At 73.4% G+C, this 18513-nt stretch carries 16 protein-coding genes and 2 pseudogenes; 11 read left to right on the top strand and 7 right to left on the bottom strand.

All coding sequences use genetic code 11. The features are described 5' to 3' along the window. Positions 1-258: 258 nt before the first annotated feature. Positions 259-867 (top strand): annotated as a pseudogene (locus ACIBBA_RS27150) (murein hydrolase activator EnvC family protein); the annotation flags it as partial. Between the two features lie 70 nt (positions 868-937). Here ACIBBA_RS27150 and ACIBBA_RS27145 read toward each other — a convergent pair. From ACIBBA_RS27145 to ACIBBA_RS27125, 5 genes and pseudogenes are all read right to left on the bottom strand, one after another. Then, positions 938-2119, bottom strand: coding sequence for an aminotransferase class V-fold PLP-dependent enzyme (locus ACIBBA_RS27145; RefSeq protein WP_396700755.1), 1182 nt, complete (start codon positions 2117-2119; stop codon positions 938-940). A 64-nt stretch (positions 2120-2183) separates the two neighbouring features. After that, the gene (locus ACIBBA_RS27140) at positions 2184-3248 is read right to left on the bottom strand and encodes a tyrosine recombinase XerC (protein WP_396700753.1); all 1065 of its coding nucleotides are present in this window, start codon (positions 3246-3248) and stop codon (positions 2184-2186) included. A 307-nt stretch (positions 3249-3555) separates the two neighbouring features. Beyond that, positions 3556-4953 (bottom strand): recombinase family protein, encoded by a 1398-nt coding sequence (locus ACIBBA_RS27135; protein WP_396700751.1) that lies wholly within the window; start codon positions 4951-4953, stop codon positions 3556-3558. Positions 4954-4978: 25 nt separating this feature from the next. Next, positions 4979-5233: pseudogene (locus ACIBBA_RS27130) on the bottom strand (magnesium chelatase domain-containing protein); the annotation flags it as partial. A gap of 51 nt (positions 5234-5284) precedes the next feature. Continuing rightward, entirely contained in the window at positions 5285-5563 is a 279-nt protein-coding gene (locus ACIBBA_RS27125) for a YraN family protein (RefSeq protein ID WP_396700749.1), read from the bottom strand. A gap of 196 nt (positions 5564-5759) precedes the next feature. Here ACIBBA_RS27125 and ACIBBA_RS27120 point away from each other — a divergent pair, with 196 nt between their 5' ends. The 5 genes from ACIBBA_RS27120 (at position 5760) to frr (ending at position 10637) form a co-directional block, all read left to right on the top strand. Beyond that, positions 5760-6974, top strand: a complete 1215-nt coding sequence (locus ACIBBA_RS27120; protein WP_396700747.1) for a hypothetical protein — start codon at positions 5760-5762, stop codon at positions 6972-6974. Between the two features lie 269 nt (positions 6975-7243). Next, complete coding sequence (gene rpsB / locus ACIBBA_RS27115) at positions 7244-8110, top strand: 30S ribosomal protein S2 (RefSeq protein WP_396700745.1); 867 nt, start codon at positions 7244-7246, stop codon at positions 8108-8110. Positions 8111-8244: 134 nt separating this feature from the next. Beyond that, positions 8245-9072, top strand: a complete 828-nt coding sequence (gene tsf, locus ACIBBA_RS27110) for a translation elongation factor Ts (RefSeq protein WP_350869695.1) — start codon at positions 8245-8247, stop codon at positions 9070-9072. A 159-nt stretch (positions 9073-9231) separates the two neighbouring features. After that, positions 9232-9999: a UMP kinase gene (gene pyrH / locus ACIBBA_RS27105; protein WP_350869696.1), complete on the top strand. Its 768-nt coding sequence runs from the start codon at positions 9232-9234 to the stop codon at positions 9997-9999. Between the two features lie 80 nt (positions 10000-10079). After that, complete coding sequence (gene frr, locus ACIBBA_RS27100; protein ID WP_350869697.1) at positions 10080-10637, top strand: ribosome recycling factor; 558 nt, start codon at positions 10080-10082, stop codon at positions 10635-10637. An 80-nt stretch (positions 10638-10717) separates the two neighbouring features. Here frr and ACIBBA_RS27095 read toward each other — a convergent pair whose 3' ends face one another. Further along, positions 10718-11161 (bottom strand): hypothetical protein, encoded by a 444-nt coding sequence (locus tag ACIBBA_RS27095; RefSeq protein ID WP_396700743.1) that lies wholly within the window; start codon positions 11159-11161, stop codon positions 10718-10720. 388 nt (positions 11162-11549) lie between these two features. Between ACIBBA_RS27095 and ACIBBA_RS27090 the strand changes: the two genes are divergently transcribed. From ACIBBA_RS27090 to ACIBBA_RS27080, 3 genes are all read left to right on the top strand, one after another. Beyond that, a complete protein-coding gene (locus ACIBBA_RS27090; RefSeq protein ID WP_396700742.1) occupies positions 11550-12983 on the top strand; it encodes a phosphatidate cytidylyltransferase in 1434 nt (477 codons plus the stop codon). A 101-nt stretch (positions 12984-13084) separates the two neighbouring features. After that, entirely contained in the window at positions 13085-14236 is a 1152-nt protein-coding gene (rlmN, locus tag ACIBBA_RS27085; RefSeq protein ID WP_350869700.1) for a 23S rRNA (adenine(2503)-C(2))-methyltransferase RlmN, read from the top strand. 31 nt (positions 14237-14267) lie between these two features. Continuing rightward, on the top strand, positions 14268-15386 hold the full coding sequence (locus ACIBBA_RS27080) for a DivIVA domain-containing protein (RefSeq protein ID WP_396700741.1): 1119 nt from the start codon (positions 14268-14270) through the stop codon (positions 15384-15386). A gap of 101 nt (positions 15387-15487) precedes the next feature. On the opposite strand, the gene ACIBBA_RS27075 is transcribed toward ACIBBA_RS27080, so the two are convergent. After that, positions 15488-15709, bottom strand: coding sequence for a DUF2631 domain-containing protein (locus tag ACIBBA_RS27075; RefSeq protein WP_350869704.1), 222 nt, complete (start codon positions 15707-15709; stop codon positions 15488-15490). Positions 15710-15800: 91 nt separating this feature from the next. On the opposite strand from ACIBBA_RS27075, the gene ACIBBA_RS27070 reads away from it, so the two are divergent. Both ACIBBA_RS27070 and ACIBBA_RS27065 read left to right on the top strand, forming a co-directional pair. Next, on the top strand, positions 15801-16670 hold the full coding sequence (locus tag ACIBBA_RS27070; protein WP_396700740.1) for a tol-pal system YbgF family protein: 870 nt from the start codon (positions 15801-15803) through the stop codon (positions 16668-16670). A 128-nt stretch (positions 16671-16798) separates the two neighbouring features. Then, positions 16799-18379, top strand: coding sequence for a Rieske 2Fe-2S domain-containing protein (locus ACIBBA_RS27065; protein WP_396700739.1), 1581 nt, complete (start codon positions 16799-16801; stop codon positions 18377-18379). Positions 18380-18513 lie beyond the last annotated feature (134 nt).

Here is an 18513-nt window from a genome sequence, read left to right as displayed (position 1 = left end):
TAGGGTGTGCCGCCCGGGCAGGGCAGTGGGCCACCCGCCCGGTACCGCTGGCGGGCACGAGGTGGGCCCGTCCCCGCCCGATGGCGGCGGCTGGCCGTGCGGGAGCGCCGGCCCGGCGTTGTCCGAGCCAGGCGCGGTGGCTGCGATGGTTGGCCGCCGCTTAGCAGATCAACCGGCCGTACGGCGACTGTCCACAGGGCACCCGTCATCCACAGCCGGCGTCCGGCGTCGTGGCGCGGGTCGGTGTCGCCCGGCAGGCTGCCCGTCATGCCACCGCCACCGAGCGACATCCGCCGTACCCTGCTGCTCTGCGTCGTCGTCCCGGTCTGGCTCGCGGTCCAGCTCTGCGTGGCGGTGCTTCTCGCCGCGTTGCCGGCCGCCGCCGGCCCGAGCCGGTCCGCCGGCCCGACCGAGGCCGCGCGGGAGCCGGAACCGGCCGTATCCGGGGGCGTGGCCAGTCGGTTCCGCTGGCCGGTCGACGGTGCGCCGCGACCGGTGCGCCCCTTCGATCCGCCGCCACAGCGGTGGCTGCCCGGGCACCGGGGCGTCGACCTCGCCGCCGTGGCGGGCAGCACGGTCCGCGCCGCCGGGCCCGGCACCGTGCTCTTCGCCGGCCCGGTGGCCGGGCGGCCGGTGGTCACCGTCGGGCACGCCAACGGGCTGCGCACCACCTACGAGCCGGTGGACCCGGCGGTCGCCGGCGGGACGTCGGTCCGCGCCGGCACCCCGCTGGGTCTCCTGCTCGCCGGCCATCCGGGCTGCCCGGCCGCCGCCTGCCTGCACTGGGGGCTGCGCCGCGGCGAGCAGTACCTGGACCCGCTGACGCTGCTGGGGCTCGGCCCGGTCCGGTTGCTGCCGGTCGACGGCCCGACCTCAGACCCCGCCGTGGCCTCTCCGGTCGCCGCTCGTCAGGGCGTCGTGGCGGTCCGCCGGTCGGTCAGCGCTGGGCGAGCAGCGGAGGCAGCCGCACCGCGAGCCGCTCGTACTCGTCCGGGGCGTTGTAGACCTGCCCGCAGAGGCGGAGCCAGCCCCGGCCGTTCCACGTCATCACCGCCACCTCGGTGGCGAGCCGCTCGGCGATCCGCTGCTGCAACCCTCGCGCCCCGTCGATGGTGGTGGCCAGACCGGGCGGCAGCGGGATGATCCGCATGGCGACCTCGGGTCCGCCGGGGTCGGGCAGGTCGGCCGGCGCCACGCCGAGCGCGTCGCCCACCACCCGCTGGCCGTACGCCGCCAGCGCGGCGTTGTGCGCCCGGACCCGGTCGACGCCGAGGCTACGCAGGGTGAACAGCCCTGCCGGGGCGGCCAGCCAGGACGTGTAGTCGAGGGTCGCCTGCCACTCCACCCGGGCCGGAAAGCCGGTGTCCTGCTCCCAGGAGACCACCAGCGGCTCGATCCGGTCCCGCCACGACGGCGCCACCACCAACGCGGCGGTGCCGCGCGGCGCGTACCCCCACTTGTGCAGGTTGCCCACCCAGAAGTCGGCGCCGACGCTCGCCACGGTGGTCGGCAGCATGCCGGGCACGTGCGCCGCGTCGACCAGGACCGGCACCCCGTGCTCGTGGGCCACGCCGACGATGGCGGCGGCGGGAAAGACCTTGGCGGTGGCGGAGGTGAGCTGGTCGATGACGAGCAGTCGGGTCCGGCCCGGGCGCAGCCCGGCCCGGATCGTCTCCACGATCTCCTCGGCGCCGGCGGTCAGCGGCACCGGCAGCACCCGGCTCTCGGCCCCGGTGCGGCGGCATTCCCGCTGGACGGAGAAGCTGACCGCGCCGTAGCCGTGGTCGGTGCTGAGCACCTCGTCGCCGGGGCGCAGGCCCAGCGACTGGAGCACCACCGCGACCCCGGTGGTGGCGTTGGCGACCAGCGCGGTGCCGTCCGGGTCCGCGCCGAGGAAGGCGGCCAGGTGCCGGCGGGTGTGCGCGACCCGGTCGACCAGCCCCTGGGTGAAGAAGCGCAGCGGGTTGGCTTCCATCTCGTCGCGCAGCCGCTGCTGGGCCCGCTGGACGCCGAGCGGTACCGCGCCGAACGAGCCGTGGTTGAGGTGGCTGACCGCCGGGTCGAGAGAGAAGAGCAGGCGGGCACCCGGAATCGGCTCCGGTGGCTGCGGGACGCTCACGCGATGATCGTAACTGTCGGTCGATCATCGTCCGCCGGTTCGGGCGGGCGGTGCCCCGGCGGGGTCAGGCGCGCGGATGGGCCTGGCGGTACGCCGCGCGCAGCCGCTCGACCGAGACGTGCGTGTAGATCTGGGTGCTCGCCAGCGATGAGTGGCCGAGCAGCTCCTGCACCGCACGCAGGTCAGCGCCGCCCTCGAGCAGGTGGGTGGCGGCCGAGTGGCGCAGGCCGTGCGGGCTGGTCGGTGGCAGGCCGGCGGCCTCGGCGTAGCCGCTGACGATCCGGCGCGCGGTGGTCGGGTTGAGCCGGCCGCCACGGGCGCCGAGGAGCAGCGCGTCCCCCGACTGCGCTCCGGCCAGCGCCGGCCGGCCCTGGCGTATCCACTCGTCCAGCGCGCGCTGCGCAGGCACCCCGTACGGCACCGTCCGCTCCCGCCCGCCCTTGCCGAACACCCGGACCACCCGCCGGGCGTGATCGACGTCCGCGCGGTTCAGCCCGCACGCCTCGCTGACCCGGACGCCGGTGCCGTAGAGCAGCTCCAGCAGCGCCCGGTCCCGCAGTAGCACCGGCTCCGCCGTGCCGGGCAGCTCTCCCGCCCCGCCGCCAGTCCCGTTGCCCTGGTCGGGCCGTCCATCGGGAGCGGCGCCGGGCGGTGCTAGCGACTCGTCGGCCGGCAGCTGGTCGACGCGCGCCGCGGGGAGTCGGCCGGGGGCCTCGACCAGGGCGGCGGCCTGCTCGGCCCGGAGGACGCCGGGCAGCTCCCGGTGGGCACGAGGGCTGGCCAGCGCCGCGCCCACGTCGGTCGGCAGCAGGCCGCGGCGATGTGCCCAGGCACTGAACACCCGGGCGGAGGCGGCTCGCCGGGCCAGTGAGCTCCGGGCCGCTCCGCTCGTCCGCTGCCGCGCCAGCCAGCTGCGCAACACGGTCAGGTCCACGCCGGCGACGTCCGCACAGCCCATCCGGGTGGCGTGGTCGAGCAGCGAGACCAGGTCGGTGACGTACGCCCGCACCGTGTGGGTGGAGCGGTTGCTGACCCGGGACAGGTGATCGGCGAACTCGTCGACCGCCTCGCGAAGCGCGGGCGGGAGCGCCTGGTGGGCGGCCCGGGTGCCGCCGGCGTCGCGGCTCATCGCCGCCCCACCGGCCCCGGCGGGCAGGACCGCCCGGACGGCGCGGACCCGCTGTCGGCTGGCACGGCGCAAGCCTACGGGCGCCCGGTCCCGGGGGCCGCCGTCGGGGGATCGTCAGTTGTCGACGGCGGGGTCGGCCGGCACCCGGTTGGGCGGCGCAGAGGCGTACCCCCGACGCCGCGTGGGACCGGTTCGGCCCGGAGGTGCTCGACGTCCGCAGGCGGCTACGAGGACAAGGTCATCGCCGCCTCGGCCGCATACGGCCGACCTCAGGAAAGATCCACTACATTCAACGGACGCCGCAGGTTCAGGCTTTCCAAGCGATCTCGACGGAAGACGGATCGAAGTACGACCTGCCGGGCGTCCACCCCGGCGGGCGGCCCTTCTGGGTCCGGTGGATCGTGACTGTCATCAGGGTGTCGACCACAGCGCGCCGCCGGTGAAGGTCGAGCGCCTCCCATGCCTTTGCTGGGTCCGCCACGGCGACCAGCCCGGAGAGAGCGTCACCTCGGCCCGCGTCCGCCAGGTCGTGCTCCACCTCGGCCAGCCGCGCCCGTAGCCGTTCGGAGCCCTGCCTCAGCTGCCGGACGTCGATCGCGCCGTCGGCGTACGCTGCCGCGAGGCCGTCTAGGCGTTCCCGCAGCGCCGTGGCATTCAAACTGAGGCCGGCGGTGTGGGGCCGCTGGTGGCTGGCGAGCAGCGTCGCCAGGTCTGGCCGGGACAGCCGCTCAACGACGATGGTCGAGACGTACCCGTCGAGCTCGACGGCGTTGCGGCCGACGCAGCGCGTCGCCTTGCAGGTGTACGACGGCACCGACCGGGCTGTCGTCGACATCAGGGTGGCCCGGACCGGCGTGCCACACACGCCGCACAGCGCCAGGCCGGAGAGCAGCCACCGCCGGGCCGAAGACCACTGCGTGCGCCGACCCGGGTGGGTCAGCACGCCCACCACCGCCCGCCAGCGGTCCTCGTCGACCAGCGGCGGCCACGCGGCCGGCCCGACTATGTCACCGCGGTGCTCGCGCAGCCCGGCGTTGCGGGCGCGCAGCAGCACCTTCCGTAGCTCGGTGGCGTTCCACCTCCGGCCCGTCGACGTCAGCAGGCCTCGGGCGTTCAACTCGGCCGCCAGCGCCCGCAGGCTGGCACCGGACAGAATCGCGTCGGTGGCTTCGGCGACCACGCGCGCCTCATCGGCTCGCGGGGTGACGCCGTCCGCCTCGTACCCATATGGCCGGCGGCCACCCGACCACTTGCCGTCTGCCGCCGCTTGCTGTTTGGCGCGCTGCTGCCGCTCGACCTGGTGCTCAACTTCGTACCGGGCGACCGCGCCCAGCTGGCGCGCCATCATGCGGCCGCTCGGCGTGCTGAAGTCCAGCGGGCCGGACTTGACGGTGTACGTCGGGACACCGCGCGGCTCGCACGCGGAGATGTACTCCTCCAGCTCGGTGGGCGAGCGGTGCAGCCGGTCGGTGTGCCAGGCGAGGACGGCGTCGATGCGGGCGGCGGCGATGTCGTCGAGCATCCGTCGGTACGAGGGGCGGGCTTTGCCGCTGTACGCGGATAGGTCGTTGTCGCTGTAGAGCTGCGCAACCGTCAGCCCATGCCTCGCGGCCAGCTCTCGGCAGTCTTCCTCCTGCCGAGCCACGCCCAGCCCGCCGCCCTCCCGGTCGCGGCTGATGCGGACATAGATAGCGGCTCGCGCCATGGCGCTGAGTATGGCACTGCTTGACTACCGCTGCGTCAAACGCCGAACCGAACTTCGGCAGTGTGGCCGGGAGCAGGTTGAGCGTGATCCGCCGGTTCGGCCAGCGCTGGCCGGAGTTGACCACGGCGGCGCAGACCTGGTCCCGGGCCTCGTGCAGCGCGGTGTCCGGCAGGCCGGAGATCACCACCGCGGGCAACCCGGGGGCCAGGTCGGCCTCCACCTCCACCAGGTGCCCGGTGACCCCGACCAGCCCGACGCAGAGCACCTTCGCGTAGCTCATCGCGCGCTGCCTGTCCGGGCCAGGCCGACGGATGCCGTCCGCCCGGGCATCTCAGAACGCGCCTTTGAGCTGCTCCACCTGGGCCGGGCCGGCGTTGGGCAGCCGCCGGGCCTTGGCCGGTACGACGGCCTCGGCCGGGCTGCCGAACTCGCCGCCCCAACGGGTCTTCACCTCGCAGAACACGAGCACCGGCCCGTCCCAGGCGATGATGTCGATCTCTCCGGCCGGGCAGCGCCAGTTCCGGGCGACCGGCCGCAGCCCCGCCCCGATCAGGTGTCGGACGGCGCACCGCTCGCCGTACGCGCCGACCGCCTGGTTCCGCTTCGTCATGGCCGGCACGCTGCCCTGCTCCGGCCGCTCGGAGCGACCCTGGACCGGCCGGGCTGTGGACGGCGCCCCGGCTGTGGACGACCGGACGATCATGCCGGCCGCGTGCTATGTCACCTGGGCCGACCGGCGGAATCGGAGGCGGTGCGGCGTCGGGGTCGAATGGCGTCGGTCGGGCCGGTCGCATACGGTGCCGGACGTGGACGGACGACGGAGCTTCCCCGACGACCAGGAGTCGCGCTGGTACCCCGGTGAGCGCGAACGCGGCTACGAGCCGGACTGGCGCGGCACGGACGACGCGCGCCCGCGGGACGAGGAGTTCCGGCCCCCGGAGCAGCGTGCCGCCGGCGACGATCCCCGTTACGCCGACACCCCCGGCTACCGCGAGCCGGCGCGCTTCGGCGCGGCCGACGCCGAGCCCGGCCGGTTCGGCGTCGCGGAGGCCGACTCGGGCCGCTTCGCCGCGGTCGACGGGGGTTTCGGCGTCGCCGAGAACGACTCGGGCCGGTTCGCCGCCGTCGACGCCGGGTTCGGCGTGGCCGAGCGGGACGCCCGACGTCGGGCTGAGCCGGGAGGGTTCGGCACCGAGGACGACTCGGGACGCTTCGGGGCGGTGCGCCCGGCCGGGGACGACCGGCAGGATCCCACCGGATACCGGGTCAACCGGGCTCGGCGCACCGAGAACGACTCGCCGGGGGTCTCCGGCGACCCGACTCTCGCGCGCACCGGCCGCCGCGCCGAACCGGACCCGGCTGAGGTGCCCGGCGACCTGACTCTCTCGCGCGCCGGTCGCCGTGCCGAACCGGACCGGGCGGACGCCACCGGCGACCTGGCCGCCGGGCGGGCCGGCCGCCGTGCCGCCCGGGAGGTGACGGAGCCGGTCGCCCTCGAGCCGCCGGCCGCCGCCCGGGAGCCCGAATCCGCCGGGGTCGAGCCGCCCCGGACCGCCCCGCTCGCCGGCTATCCGATCGTCGACCCCGGCCGGGGCGGTGAGCAGCCGCACCCGCTGGAGATGCCGACCGGGCCGATGCAGCCGATCGGGCCGCGCGCCGACCTGCCGCCGTATCTGCCGGGCGCCGCGCCGGACGGGGTACGCCAGCCCGCCGGCGACGGGGTCTACCGGACCCGCCGGCCAGTGCTGGCGGTGCTCTTCGCGCTGCTCGCCCTGGTCTTCGAGATCCCCGCGCTGCGGCTGCTGGCCAGCGGCGTGACCGGGGACCCGGTCTCGGCCGGGAACGTTGTGGCGGGGACCTTCCTGGTCGCCGGGCTGCCGATCTTCGCGATCGGGCTGTACGGGCTGCGTACCGGTGGATTGTCCCTGGCCGACGGCGGCCGGGGCTGGTTGCGCCCGCCGACGGCCTACCTGACCGTCGCCCTCGTGCTCTTCGTCGCCGCCGCGCTCGCCGCCGGCTGACGCGCGCCGGTCGCCCTACCGGCCGGCTGGTCGGCCGCCCTGGTGGGCGCGGCGCACCCGGAGGCCGGCGGGCGGGGGAGGGGCGTACACTGGTCGACTGGCGACCGCCTCGTGCGGTCGACCTCGCGCGCCCTCTCCACGAGCCGTCGTGGGGCGACGGCCTCCCTGGTCCCGATCTTGATCGGGCCCGCCATGGCCGGCGACCGGGCGCCAGGACGCCCGGCCGCCGGCCGGGCGCGACAACCAGGGACCGCAAGGAGTACCCCACCATGGCCGTCGTGACCATGCGTCAGCTGCTGGAGAGCGGTGTCCACTTCGGGCACCAGACCCGGCGCTGGAACCCGAAGATGAAGCGCTTCATCTTCACCGAGCGCAACGGTATCTACATCATCGACCTGCGCCAGACCCTCGACTACATCGAGAAGGCGTACGAGTTCGTGCGCGGCACCGTCGCCGAGGGCGGCAGCATCCTCTTCGTCGGCACCAAGAAGCAGGCCCAGGAGGCGATCTCCGAGCAGGCGACGCGGGTCGGCCAGCCGTACGTGAACCACCGCTGGCTCGGTGGCATGCTGACCAACTTCCAGACCGTGTACAAGCGGCTGCAGCGGATGAAGGAGCTGGAGGCTCTCGGTGACCTGAGCGGCACCGCCGCCGGCTACACCAAGAAGGAGACCCTGCAGCTCTCCCGCGAGAAGATCAAGCTGACCCGCACCCTGGGCGGCCTGCGGGACATGCAGAAGCTCCCGGCTGCGATCTGGGTGGTCGACACCAAGAAGGAGCACATCGCCGTCGACGAGGCCCGCAAGCTGGGCATCCCGGTGATCGCGGTGCTCGACACCAACTGCGACCCGGACGAGGTCGACTTCCCGATCCCGGGCAACGACGACGCGATCCGCTCGGCCGAGCTGCTGACCAAGGTCGTCGCCGCCGCCGTGGCCGATGGTCTGATCGCCCGTTCCGGCCGGCGCCGTGGCACCGACGAGAAGCCGGAGCCGGGCGTCGCCTCCGACGAGCCGCTGCCCGAGTGGGAGCGCGAGCTGCTCGAGGAGCCGAAGAAGGCCGACGAGCAGGAGCAGCCGGCCGCCCAGCAGCAGGAGCAGCCGGCCGCCCAGCCGGCGGCCGCCGCCGCGGAGTGATCGCACCGTCGCTGTCCCGCCGTCCGTTTCGGCGGACGCGGGACAGCGACGGACGGGTCGGCACATCCGGCCCGGATCCGGGTAACCGGCACCTCTGACCATCCACACGCCGTCTCAACATCGAAGAGAGAGCCATGTCCCAATTCACCGCCGCGGACGTCAAGAAGCTCCGCGACCTCACCGGCGCCGGCATGATGGACAGCAAGAAGGCGCTGACCGAGGCCGAGGGCGACTTCGACAAGGCCGTCGAGATTCTGCGCGTCAAGGGCGCCAAGGACGTCGGCAAGCGGGCCAGCCGGACCGCCGCGAACGGCCTGGTGGCGCACTCCGGCCAGGCGCTGCTCGAGCTCAACTGCGAGACCGACTTCGTGGCCAAGACCGAGTCGTTCATCGCCCTGGCCCAGCAGCTGGTCGAGCACGGCGAGCGTTCCGGCGTCACCAACGCCGAGGAGCTGCTCGCCAGCGAGCTGGACGGCCGGCCGGTGGCCGACCTGATCCAGGAGCAGTCCGCCAAGATCGGCGAGAAGCTGGTGCTCAACCGCTTCGTCAAGCTCGACGGCACCACCGCCGTCTACCTGCACCGCAAGGCCCAGGACCTGCCCCCGGCGGTCGGCGTGCTGGTGCAGTACACCGGCAAGACCGACGAGGCCGGCGACGCCGACGCTCGTGGTGTCGCCATGCAGATCGCCGCGATGCGGCCGAAGTACCTCACCCGTGACGAGGTGCCGGCCGAGATCGTCGAGTCCGAGCGGCGCATCGCCGAGCAGACCGCCCGCGAGGAGAACAAGCCCGAGGCGGCCCTGCCGAAGATCGTCGAGGGCCGGGTGAACTCGTTCTTCAAGGACTTCGTCCTGGTCGAGCAGGCGTCGGTCACCGACAACAAGAAGTCGGTGAAGCAGGTGCTGGCCGAGGCCGGCATCGAGGTCACCCGCTTCGAGCGGTTCGAGGTCGGCCAGGCCTGAGCCGTCACCGGGCGCCTCGGCGCCCGTGGGCAGGAAACGTAGACGAGGAGGTCGTGGTGTACGTGACAGGCACCGCGGCCTCCTCGTCCCATAGGGTCGGCAGCGGCAGGTTCGCGGTACGCGGCGCACGGGGCGTCGGCGTGGGGAAGGGCGGGGCGGATGACGCAGGTTGTGAGTGACCGGACGCTGGCGGAGGACGATCCGACCGCACCGCCGCCCGGCCGGGCTCGCCGGGTGGTGCTGAAGCTCTCCGGTGAGGTCTTCGGCGGCGGCGCGATCGGCGTCGACCCGGACGTCGTCCAGGCCATCGCCCGGCAGATCGCCACCGTGGTCCGCCGCGGCGTGCAGGTGTCCGTGGTGGTCGGCGGCGGCAACTTCTTCCGCGGCGCCGAGCTGCAGAAGCGCGGCATGGACCGGGCCCGCGCCGACTACATGGGCATGCTCGGCACCGTGATGAACTGCCTCGCGCTGCAGGACTTCCTGGAGAAGGAGGGCATCGAGACCCGGGTGCAGAGCGCGATCACCATGGCCCAGGTCGCCGAGCCCTACATCCCGCTGCGCGCCATCCGGCACCTGGAGAAGGGCCGGGTGGTCATCTTCGGCGCCGGCGCCGGCATGCCGTACTTCTCCACCGACACCGTCGCCGCCCAGCGGGCGCTGGAGATCCGCGCCGACGTGGTGCTGATGAGCAAGAACGGCGTCGACGGCGTCTACACCGCCGATCCCCGGATCGACCCCACCGCCAGCAAGTTCGACTCGATCACCTTCTCCGAGGTGCTGCGCCGCAACCTGCGGGTCGCGGACGCGGCGGCGTTCAGCCTCTGCATGGAGAACGGCCTGCCGATGCTGGTATTCGGCGCGCAGGGGGATGACACGATCGTCCGCGCCGTGGGTGGCGACAAGATCGGCACCCTGATCACCGCCTGAACGGTCGCCGGCGGCGACGGCAGCGGTCCTCCGACACACAGCAGAGCCCACCACGAGCACAGAAGGAGGCGAGGAGACCGGTGATCGACGACACCCTCCTCGAGGCCGAGGAGAAGATGGAGCGTGCGGTCGAGCACGCCAAGGAGGAGTTCGGCGCGATCCGGACCGGCCGCGCCAACCCGGCCATGTTCTCCAAGGTCATCATCGACTACTACGGCACGCCCACCCCGCTGACCCAGATGGCGTCCGTCGCGATCCCCGAGCCGCGGATGGCCATCATCAAGCCGTACGACGCGTCGCAGATCAACGCCATGGAGAAGGCGATCCGCGACTCCGACCTCGGCGTCAACCCGAACAACGAGGGCAACCAGCTGCGCATCCTGCTCCCGCAGATGACCGAGGAGCGCCGCCGCGACATGATCAAGGTCGCCCGGCAGAAGGGTGAGGAGGCCAAGGTGGCGGTCCGCAACGTCCGTCGCCGCGGCAAGGAGGAGCTGGACCGGATCGTCAAGGACGGTGAGGCCGGCGAGGACGACGGCCGCCGGGCCGAGAAGGAGCTGGACGACCTGACCCAGCGCTTCGTGGCGAGCATCGACGAGCTGGTCAAGCACAAGGAGACCGAGCTGCTCGAGGTCTGAGAGCCGGCCGCGCGCGGCGCACCAACGGACGTGACACGAGGCCCGTCCCCGGACATCGGGGACGGGCCTCGTGGCGTACGTCAGTTGGGGATCCGCACCGTCCTGGTGCTCTCCACCAACTGCTCGCCGGTGGACGCGTCGCGCAGCGAGAAGCGGGCGGTGGCCAGGCCCGGGTGCAGCAGCGGCTCCCTGCGCGAGAAGGCCATCGGGATCATGACCGTGCCGCCGTCGCACCGGACCTCGCCGGCCCCGTGCCCCCAGACGGCCCAGAGGGTCGGCAGACCGTCCTGCACCAGCGAGGCCGACATCAGGTAGTCGCCGGCCGGGCAGTGCGGGGCGGCGGCGTTGACCCTGGTCGCCGGGTACGCCTCTCCCGGCGCGCCACCGGGCGGCTCGAACAGGTACAGCTCGCTGGCCCGGTGATCGATGACGACGCTGGCCGGTGCCGTGTCGGCAGCGGCCGGTGCGGCGGCCCCCAGGACCATGGCGACCGTCGCCAGCACGGCCAGACTGATCTTGTTCATGCGCGTTTCCTTCCCCCGTTGGTGACGCCGGCGGGGCCGGCGCGACCACCAGCGGACCACGTCCGGTGTGCCCGGCTCAGTACCTGATCGGGCACCGGCGGAGTCGGATCGAGGGCTGCGGACCTCCGGCGAGGTGCCCAGGGCGGGTGTGCTCGTCCGCCGCTCCTCGACGGGTTGTCGGGCCGGGCGGGGGCTGGTCGCCCGAGCCTCGTCCGCAGTGCCGGTCCGGCGGGTGCAGTAGGCTCGGCAGGATTCCCGGCCACCGGGCGGTGAACGCTGGGGATCGACCGGCCGTCGCGCCGGTCAACCCGGAAGAACAGTCGCGCGTGTAGGGGATGCTTGTGGTCTTGCGTCATGTGGTGGTACTCGCGCCGCGTCGCGGTGCGTGATGTCCCACCCCGACCCCTACGGCGGCGCGGAGCCCCGCGGCTGGGACCGACCTGACCGGTCGGCCGCCCTGCCCTGGCCGGAACCCGAACTCGAGCCGTGGACGCGGCACCCGGACGCCGGGCCGGAGATGTACGCCGAGCCGGAGATGTACGCCGAGCCGCGGACCCGGTCCCGCCCGCACGGTGACCCGTACCCGGACCGTGGCGCCCCGTTCCCACCGGAGGGCTACGACGACGGCGGGCGGTACCCGGCCGACCCCTACCCGCGCCGGGGCGCCCCGGCGCGGCGCGACGACCGGCGCGGCCCCGACCCGTACCCGGATCGCGGCCGGACCGAGCCGCGTCAGGGTCCGAACCCCTACGACGACCGGTACCACGACGACCGCTACGACCGACGCGACGACGAGCGCGGCGCCGGCCGCTACGACGGGCCGCCGGGCGCCGGCCCGGGCCGGCACGACGACGAGGACGCCTACCCGACCGCTCAGCTGGAGCCGGTCCGGGACGACGGCGTCCCGCAGGTCGCGGCGGAGGCGGAGTCCGAGCCGCCCGCGGGCCGGCGGCAGCCCGGTCGGCGGCGGGCGAGCGCGAGCCGGCCACCCACCCAGCAGACGGCGAGCCGGGCCGGTCGCAATCTGCCGGCCGCCATCGGCGTGGGGCTCGCCCTCGGCGCGCTGATCGTGGTTCCGCTCTTCTTCTTCCCGCCGGCGTTCCTGGCGGTCGTCGTGGCCGCGATCTGCGTCGGCATCTGGGAGATGGCGCGGGCGGTCCGGCGCAGCGGGGCGCACCCGCCCCTGGTGCCACTGGTCGCCGGCGGCGCGCTCACCGTGGGGCTGGCCTGGTACGCCGGCCCGGACGCGCTCAGCCTGGGGCTGCTGGTCACGGTGCTGGGCACGATGATCTGGCGGCTGGGCGACGGGCCCGGCGGCTACCAGCGGGACCTGACCGCGGCCACCCTGATCGCGGTCTACGTGCCGTTCCTCGGCGGGTTCGCCGCGCTGCTGGCGGCGGCGCCCGACGACGGCCCGTTGCGGATCCTGGCCACCCTGGTCGCGGTGGTGCTCTCCGACACCGGCGGGTACGCCGCCGGCGTCTCCTTCGGCAAGCACCCGATGGCGCCCACGGTGAGCCCGAAGAAGTCCTGGGAGGGTTTCGCGGGCTCGGTCACCGCGGCGGCCGCCGGCAGCGCCCTGCTGCTCTGGCTGATGTTCGACGTGGCTCCCTGGTGGGGCGCGCTGTTCGGGGTGGCGATCTCCTGCGCCGCGGTCCTCGGCGACCTCGCCGAATCCATGATCAAGCGGGATCTCGGGGTGAAGGACATGAGCAACCTGCTCCCCGGGCACGGCGGGCTGATGGACCGGCTCGACTCGATCCTCTTCGCGGTGCCGACCGCGTACCTGCTGCTGGCGGTCCTCGTGCCGGTGGCGGGCTGAGGCGTGCGGGGCGCCGGCGGCGGGTCGGCCGGAGGGCCGGGGTCGGTTCGGCACCTCCGGACAGGTACGTCCGCCGTTCGGCGTGACAGACTGGACCAGCCATGACAAGCCTGCCCTTGATCCCCGTCGCCCCGGACGCTCCGGCCGCCCGCCGCGCCGCCATGCCCCCGCAGCACCTCGCCGACCTCGACCTGGCCGGCCGCCAGGCGCTGGTCACCGAGCTGGGGGAGCCGGCGTTCCGCGCGAAGCAGATCTCCACCCATTACTTCGGCCGGCTGGTCCGCGATCCGCAGCTGATGACCGACCTGCCGGCCGCCACCCGGGAGCGGCTGGCCGACCGGCTGCTGCCGTCGCTGCTCACGCCGGTTCGCGAGATGGCCTGCGACGACGGCGCGACCCGCAAGGCGCTCTGGCGGCTGCACGACGGCTCGCTGGTGGAGAGCGTGCTGATGGGCTACCCGGACCGGGTCACCGTCTGCATCTCCAGCCAGGCCGGCTGCGGCATGGCCTGCCCGTTCTGCGCCACGGGGCAGGCCGGGCTGACCCGCAACCTCTCCACCGCCGAGATCGTCGACCAGGCGGTCTACCTGGCCGGGGTGGCTGCCTCCGGCGCGGTGGCGGGATCCCCGGCGCGCCTGTCGCACGTGGTGTTCATGGGCATGGGTGAGCCGCTGGCCAACTACTCCCGGGTGATCGCCGCGATCCGACGCCTGGTCACGCCGGCTCCGGAGGGGCTCGGCCTGTCCCAGCGGCACATCACCGTTTCCACGGTCGGGCTGGTTCCGGCCATCCGCCGACTGGCCAGCGAAGACCTCTCAGTGACTCTTGCGTTGTCGTTGCACGCGCCCGATGATGATCTGCGCGACGAACTCGTGCCGGTCAACCAGCGCTGGAAGGTAGCCGAGGTGCTGGACGCAGCGTGGGACTACGCGGCCAGGACGGGACGCCGCGTGTCGATCGAGTACGCGATGATCAAGAACGTGAACGACCAGCCGTGGCGAGCTGACCTGCTCGGCCGGCTGCTGGCCGGCAAGTTGGCCCATGTGAACCTCATTCCGCTCAACCCGACGCCGGGCAGCCGCTGGGACGCGAGCCCGAAGCCGGTCGAGCGGGAGTTCGTCCGGCGGTTGCGTGACGCCGGGGTGTCCACCACCGTGCGGGACACCCGGGGCCGCGAGATCGACGGCGCGTGTGGGCAACTCGCCGCGGCTGAGGACAGGGACATCGACCGCGCCGGAGCGGCACCGGCATGACCGGGCGCGGCGAACGAGACCAGGAGACATAGTGGCGAGTCAGGGTCAGCGTTTCCGGCGTAAGGCGCTTCGCCGGGGATACAAGGTCGACGAGGTGGACGCCTTCCTCGACCGGGTGGAGGCGACGCTCTCCGGCCAGTCGGTCGGCGCGCCCGTGGCCTCCCAGGAGGTCCATGACGTCGTCTTCCGGGTCCGGTTCAACGGCTATGACGAGTGGCAGGTCGACCTGCACCTCGACCGGGTGGAGCGGCAGCTGGCCGAGCTGGAGGAGCGCGGTGCGGCCGGCGGGCGCGGCGGTGACCCGCGGCTGGGTGACCGGCTGGGTCCGCCGGACCGGATGGGTCCACCGATGCGCGACGACCGTGGCATGCCGCCGGTCCCGCAGCCGATGCCGCCCCGGCCGATGCCGGCGCAGGCCGGTCCGCCCGCTGACCGCTACGGCCGCTACGACGAGCCGACGGGCGCCTTCGCCGGTGGTTACGACGCCCCGCGCGGCGGTTACGACGGTCCGCGTGGTCCCGGTGGCCCGGGCGGCCCCGGTGGTCCGGGTGGCCCCAACCCGGGCATGCCGATGGGGCCGGGCGCCCCGATGGGCGGCCCCGGTATGCCCCAGCGTGGCCTCCCGCCGGGCCCGAGCGGCTACGGCCCCCCCGAGGAGCAGCGCTTCGACGGCTTCGAGGCCGGGCGGCGCGCCCGCGCCGACATGACCGCCGAGATCCGGATGCCGGAGCGGGACCCGCGCGACATGCGCCGGGGGCCGGCCGGCCCGCCGCCGATGCCGCAGCCGGGGATGGGTGGCCCGCCGATGGGCGGCCCGCCGGCGGTGCCCGGCCCGCCGGTCGGCGGCCCGCCGATGGGTGGCCCGCCGATGGGTGGCCCGCCGATGGCCGGCCCGCCCGGCAGCGACCTCTACCGGGTCGACGCGATCCGCCGCAGCTTCCAGGTGCGCCGGTTCGGCAGCGGCTACGACCCGGACCAGGTCGACCGCTTCTTCGAGAGCCTGCTCGGCGGGATGGCCGGCCGCAACCAGATGCCGGTCAACCCCAAGGACCTGGACACGCTGCGCTTCGGCCTGGTCCCGGGCGGCTACTTCGAGGCCGAGGTGGACGCCGCGCTCAAGGACGTGCAGGACATCCTCTTCGGCCGCTGACCCCGGCCCGCGTACGGCGAAGGCCCGCTCCCCGGTGGGGAGCGGGCCTTCTGCGTGGTCGAGGCCGGTGCGCGCCGGATCGGGCGGCGCCGGCGCCTGGGTCAGGACCGCAGGCCGTTGCGGCGCAACACGGCGTCGCCGATGACGATGATCAGCAGCAGCGCGGCCAAGCCGGCCAGCCAGATGTTCTCGACGCTGCCCTCGTGGTTGCCGATGATCATCGCCAGCAGCGCCAGCGCGGTGAGCACCGCGCCGATCCGCCCCGACTTGCGGTGCCCGGGCTTGTGCTGGTCTGGCGACGTTACCGGCTCGCTTCCTGCCACTGTCGGTCCTTCCCTCGCGATCGGATCTCCGGTTAGTCTGGCACGCCCCGCGCCGGGCCCGGCGCAGGGTCCGGCACGGACGAGGGACCGCATGAGCCGCAAGGATGACCGGGAGTTGCTCAAGGCGGCGTACGAGGCGTGGGACGCCGAGGACTGGGCGCTCGCCGGGGAGCGGTTGGAGCGGCTGGTGCGGCGGCACCCGGACCACCGGAGGTCGCCGGTCTGGTGGTACGACGCGGCGCTGGCCCACAAGTTCCTGCGCAACTGGGCGAAGGCGCACGAGCTGGGCCGGGAGGCGGCCGCGCGGGCCGAGCGGGGCACCCAGGACCCGGCGTTCTGGAACCTCGGCATCGCCGCGACGATCATGGAGGACTGGGCGACGGCCCGGGACGCGTGGCGGGGTTACGGGCTGACCGTTCCCGACGGTGACGGCGAGATCGAGGCCGATTTCGGCGTCACGCCGATCCGGCTGAACGCCGACGCCGGTGGCGGCGAGGTGGTCTGGGCGCGGCGGCTCTGTCCGGCCCGGGCGCGGGTGCTGAACGTGCCCACGCCGGAGTCCGGCCGCCGGTACGGCGAGGTCGTGGTGCACGACGGGGCGCCCAACGGCGAACGGACGGTCGGGGGAGAGCGGTTCTCCGTCTTCGACGAGTTGCTGCTGTTCCGGGCGTCGGACCTGCCGACCTCCACCGTCGAGGTGGGCGCCGGCACGCCGGAGGACGTCCGCGCCCTGGCGAGCCTCTTTGACGAGCACGGGTACGCGGCGGAGCCCGCCAGCGGCGTACAGCTGATCTGCTCCTGCTGCAGCGAGGGCAGCGTGGAACAGCATCCCGACCATCAGATTGGTGGTGGGCAGCGGGTGCATCTGGCCGCTCCGGTGGTAAAGATCTCCGAGCTGATGGCGGCCTGGTGCGCCGACGCGCCGGAGCGCCGGAGCTGGACGGGCGCGATCCAGGGCTGAAGGCCCGGGTAGCCGGGCCCGCCCCGGGCGGGCCGAAGGGCACTACCGGCGTCGCGGAACGGCGGCCACACTGCCTCCGGTAGCGTTTGGCGTACACCTTGATACGTCTTTTTGAGGGGGAAACTGCGGTGCGAGTGACCGGGACCGGGCACGCCAGCATGCGGATCGACACGGCCGCGGGCAGCATCCTGTGCGACCCGTGGGTCAATCCGGCCTACTTTGCCTCCTGGTTTCCGTTTCCTGACAATTCCCTGCTCGACTGGGAGAGCCTCGGCCAGGTTGACTACCTCTACGTCTCCCACCTGCACCGGGACCACTTCGACGCGGCGCACCTGAAGCGGTACGTCTCGAAGCAGGCCACCGTGCTGCTGCCCGAGTTCCCCACCTCGGAGATGGAGGACGAGCTGCGGGAGCTGGGCTTCACCCGGTTCCTCAAGGCGCCGAACGAGCAGGTCGTCGAGCTGGACGGCGGCCTGAAAATCATGATTCAGGCGTTGACCAGCCCCACCGACGGACCGATTGGCGACTCCTCCCTCTGGGTGGAGTACGACGGGGTCCGGCTGCTCAACCAGAACGACGCCCGCCCCACCGACCTGACCGTCTTCGCCGAGCTGGGGCACGTGCACGCGCACCTGCTGCAGTTCTCCGGCGCGATCTGGTACCCGATGGTCTACGAGCTGCCCCAGTCGGCGAAGACCGCGTTCGGCAAGCAGAAGCGCGACCGGCAGTTCGACCGCACCTGGCGCTACATCGACGACCTGAAGGCCTCGCACGTCTTCCCGATCGCCGGCCCGCCCTGCTTCCTCGACGACGCGCTGTGGCAGTTCAACGACATCCACGGCGACGAGGGCAACATCTTCCCCGACCAGTCGGTCTTCCTGAGCGAGTACGCGAAGGTCGGCGGCACCAACGGCATCGTGCTGCTGCCGGGCAGCGTCGCCGAGGTCACCACCGAGGGCGCGACCACCACCCACCCGGTGCCGGTCGAGGAGTTCTTCGCCAACAAGGTCGCCCACCTGGAGGAGATGCGCGAGCGCAAGCGCCCGATCATCGAGGCGGAGAAGGCGTCCTGGCGGCACCCCGAGGTGGACGTGCTCGGCGAGATGAAGCGCCGGATCGAGCCGCTGCTGGACGAGTCGATCTACCTGGCCAAGGGGGTTGGCGGCCCGGTCCGCTTCGACCTGGTGGGATATGACGGCGAGAGCGTCGAGTCGATCGTGGTGGACTTCCCGGGCAAGGAGGTCCGGCCGTACGCCGACGAGAAGGTGCGCTACCGGTTCCGTACCGAGCGGTCGCTGATCGAGCACCTGCTCTTCATCGACGAGGTGGACTGGGTCAACTCCCTCTTCCTCTCCTGCCGGTTCTCGGCGGCCCGGATCGGCCAGTACAACGAGTTCGTCTACGCGTTCTTCAAGTGCCTCTCCGAGGAGCGCCTCCAGTACGCCGAGGGCTGGTACGACGAGCACGAGCGGGCCGTCGACGCGGAGGACATCACCCTGGGCGACTGGGTCGTGCAGCGCCGCTGCCCGCACCTGAAGGCGGACCTGAGTCGGTTCGGCATCGTCGAGGGCGACCAGCTCACCTGCCAGCTGCACGGCTGGCGGTTCGACCTGGCCAGCGGTCGCTGCCTCACCAGCGTCGGGCACAAGGTCCGTGCCCACCGCGTCGACGCCGACACCCCCGCCCCCGCCGGCGAGGCCGCCAGCTGACCCCCACCCGCCTCCCCTCCGGCGTCGATCATGGAGTTGTGGTGGGTGACGAAACGGGCTTCCCGCCCCATCGCGGGCCCCACCGCTCCATGATCGAGGGGGCGATGGGGGCGGGGCGTGACCGAGGGCGACGA

Source organism: Micromonospora sp. NPDC051006 (assembly GCF_044456245.1).
In the GTDB taxonomy this organism is placed as follows: domain Bacteria; phylum Actinomycetota; class Actinomycetes; order Mycobacteriales; family Micromonosporaceae; genus Micromonospora.
The sequence above is the reverse complement of the archived record's forward strand: the minus strand, read 5'-3'. Positions and strand labels throughout refer to the sequence as shown.

Bases quoted from the DNA above. Each gene is read 5' to 3' on its own strand.
- ACIBBA_RS27140 (WP_396700753.1), bottom strand. From the start codon at position 3,248: ATGAGCCGCGACGCCGGCGGCACCCGGGCCGCCCACCAGGCGCTCCCG.
- ACIBBA_RS27135 (WP_396700751.1), bottom strand. From the start codon at position 4,953: ATGGCGCGAGCCGCTATCTATGTCCGCATCAGCCGCGACCGGGAGGGC.
- ACIBBA_RS27125 (WP_396700749.1), bottom strand. From the start codon at position 5,563: ATGACGAAGCGGAACCAGGCGGTCGGCGCGTACGGCGAGCGGTGCGCC.
- rpsB (WP_396700745.1), top strand. From the start codon at position 7,244: ATGGCCGTCGTGACCATGCGTCAGCTGCTGGAGAGCGGTGTCCACTTC.
- tsf (WP_350869695.1), top strand. From the start codon at position 8,245: ATGTCCCAATTCACCGCCGCGGACGTCAAGAAGCTCCGCGACCTCACC.
- pyrH (WP_350869696.1), top strand. From the start codon at position 9,232: ATGACGCAGGTTGTGAGTGACCGGACGCTGGCGGAGGACGATCCGACC.
- ACIBBA_RS27095 (WP_396700743.1), bottom strand. From the start codon at position 11,161: ATGAACAAGATCAGTCTGGCCGTGCTGGCGACGGTCGCCATGGTCCTG.
- ACIBBA_RS27090 (WP_396700742.1), top strand. From the start codon at position 11,550: ATGTCCCACCCCGACCCCTACGGCGGCGCGGAGCCCCGCGGCTGGGAC.
- rlmN (WP_350869700.1), top strand. From the start codon at position 13,085: ATGACAAGCCTGCCCTTGATCCCCGTCGCCCCGGACGCTCCGGCCGCC.
- ACIBBA_RS27070 (WP_396700740.1), top strand. From the start codon at position 15,801: ATGAGCCGCAAGGATGACCGGGAGTTGCTCAAGGCGGCGTACGAGGCG.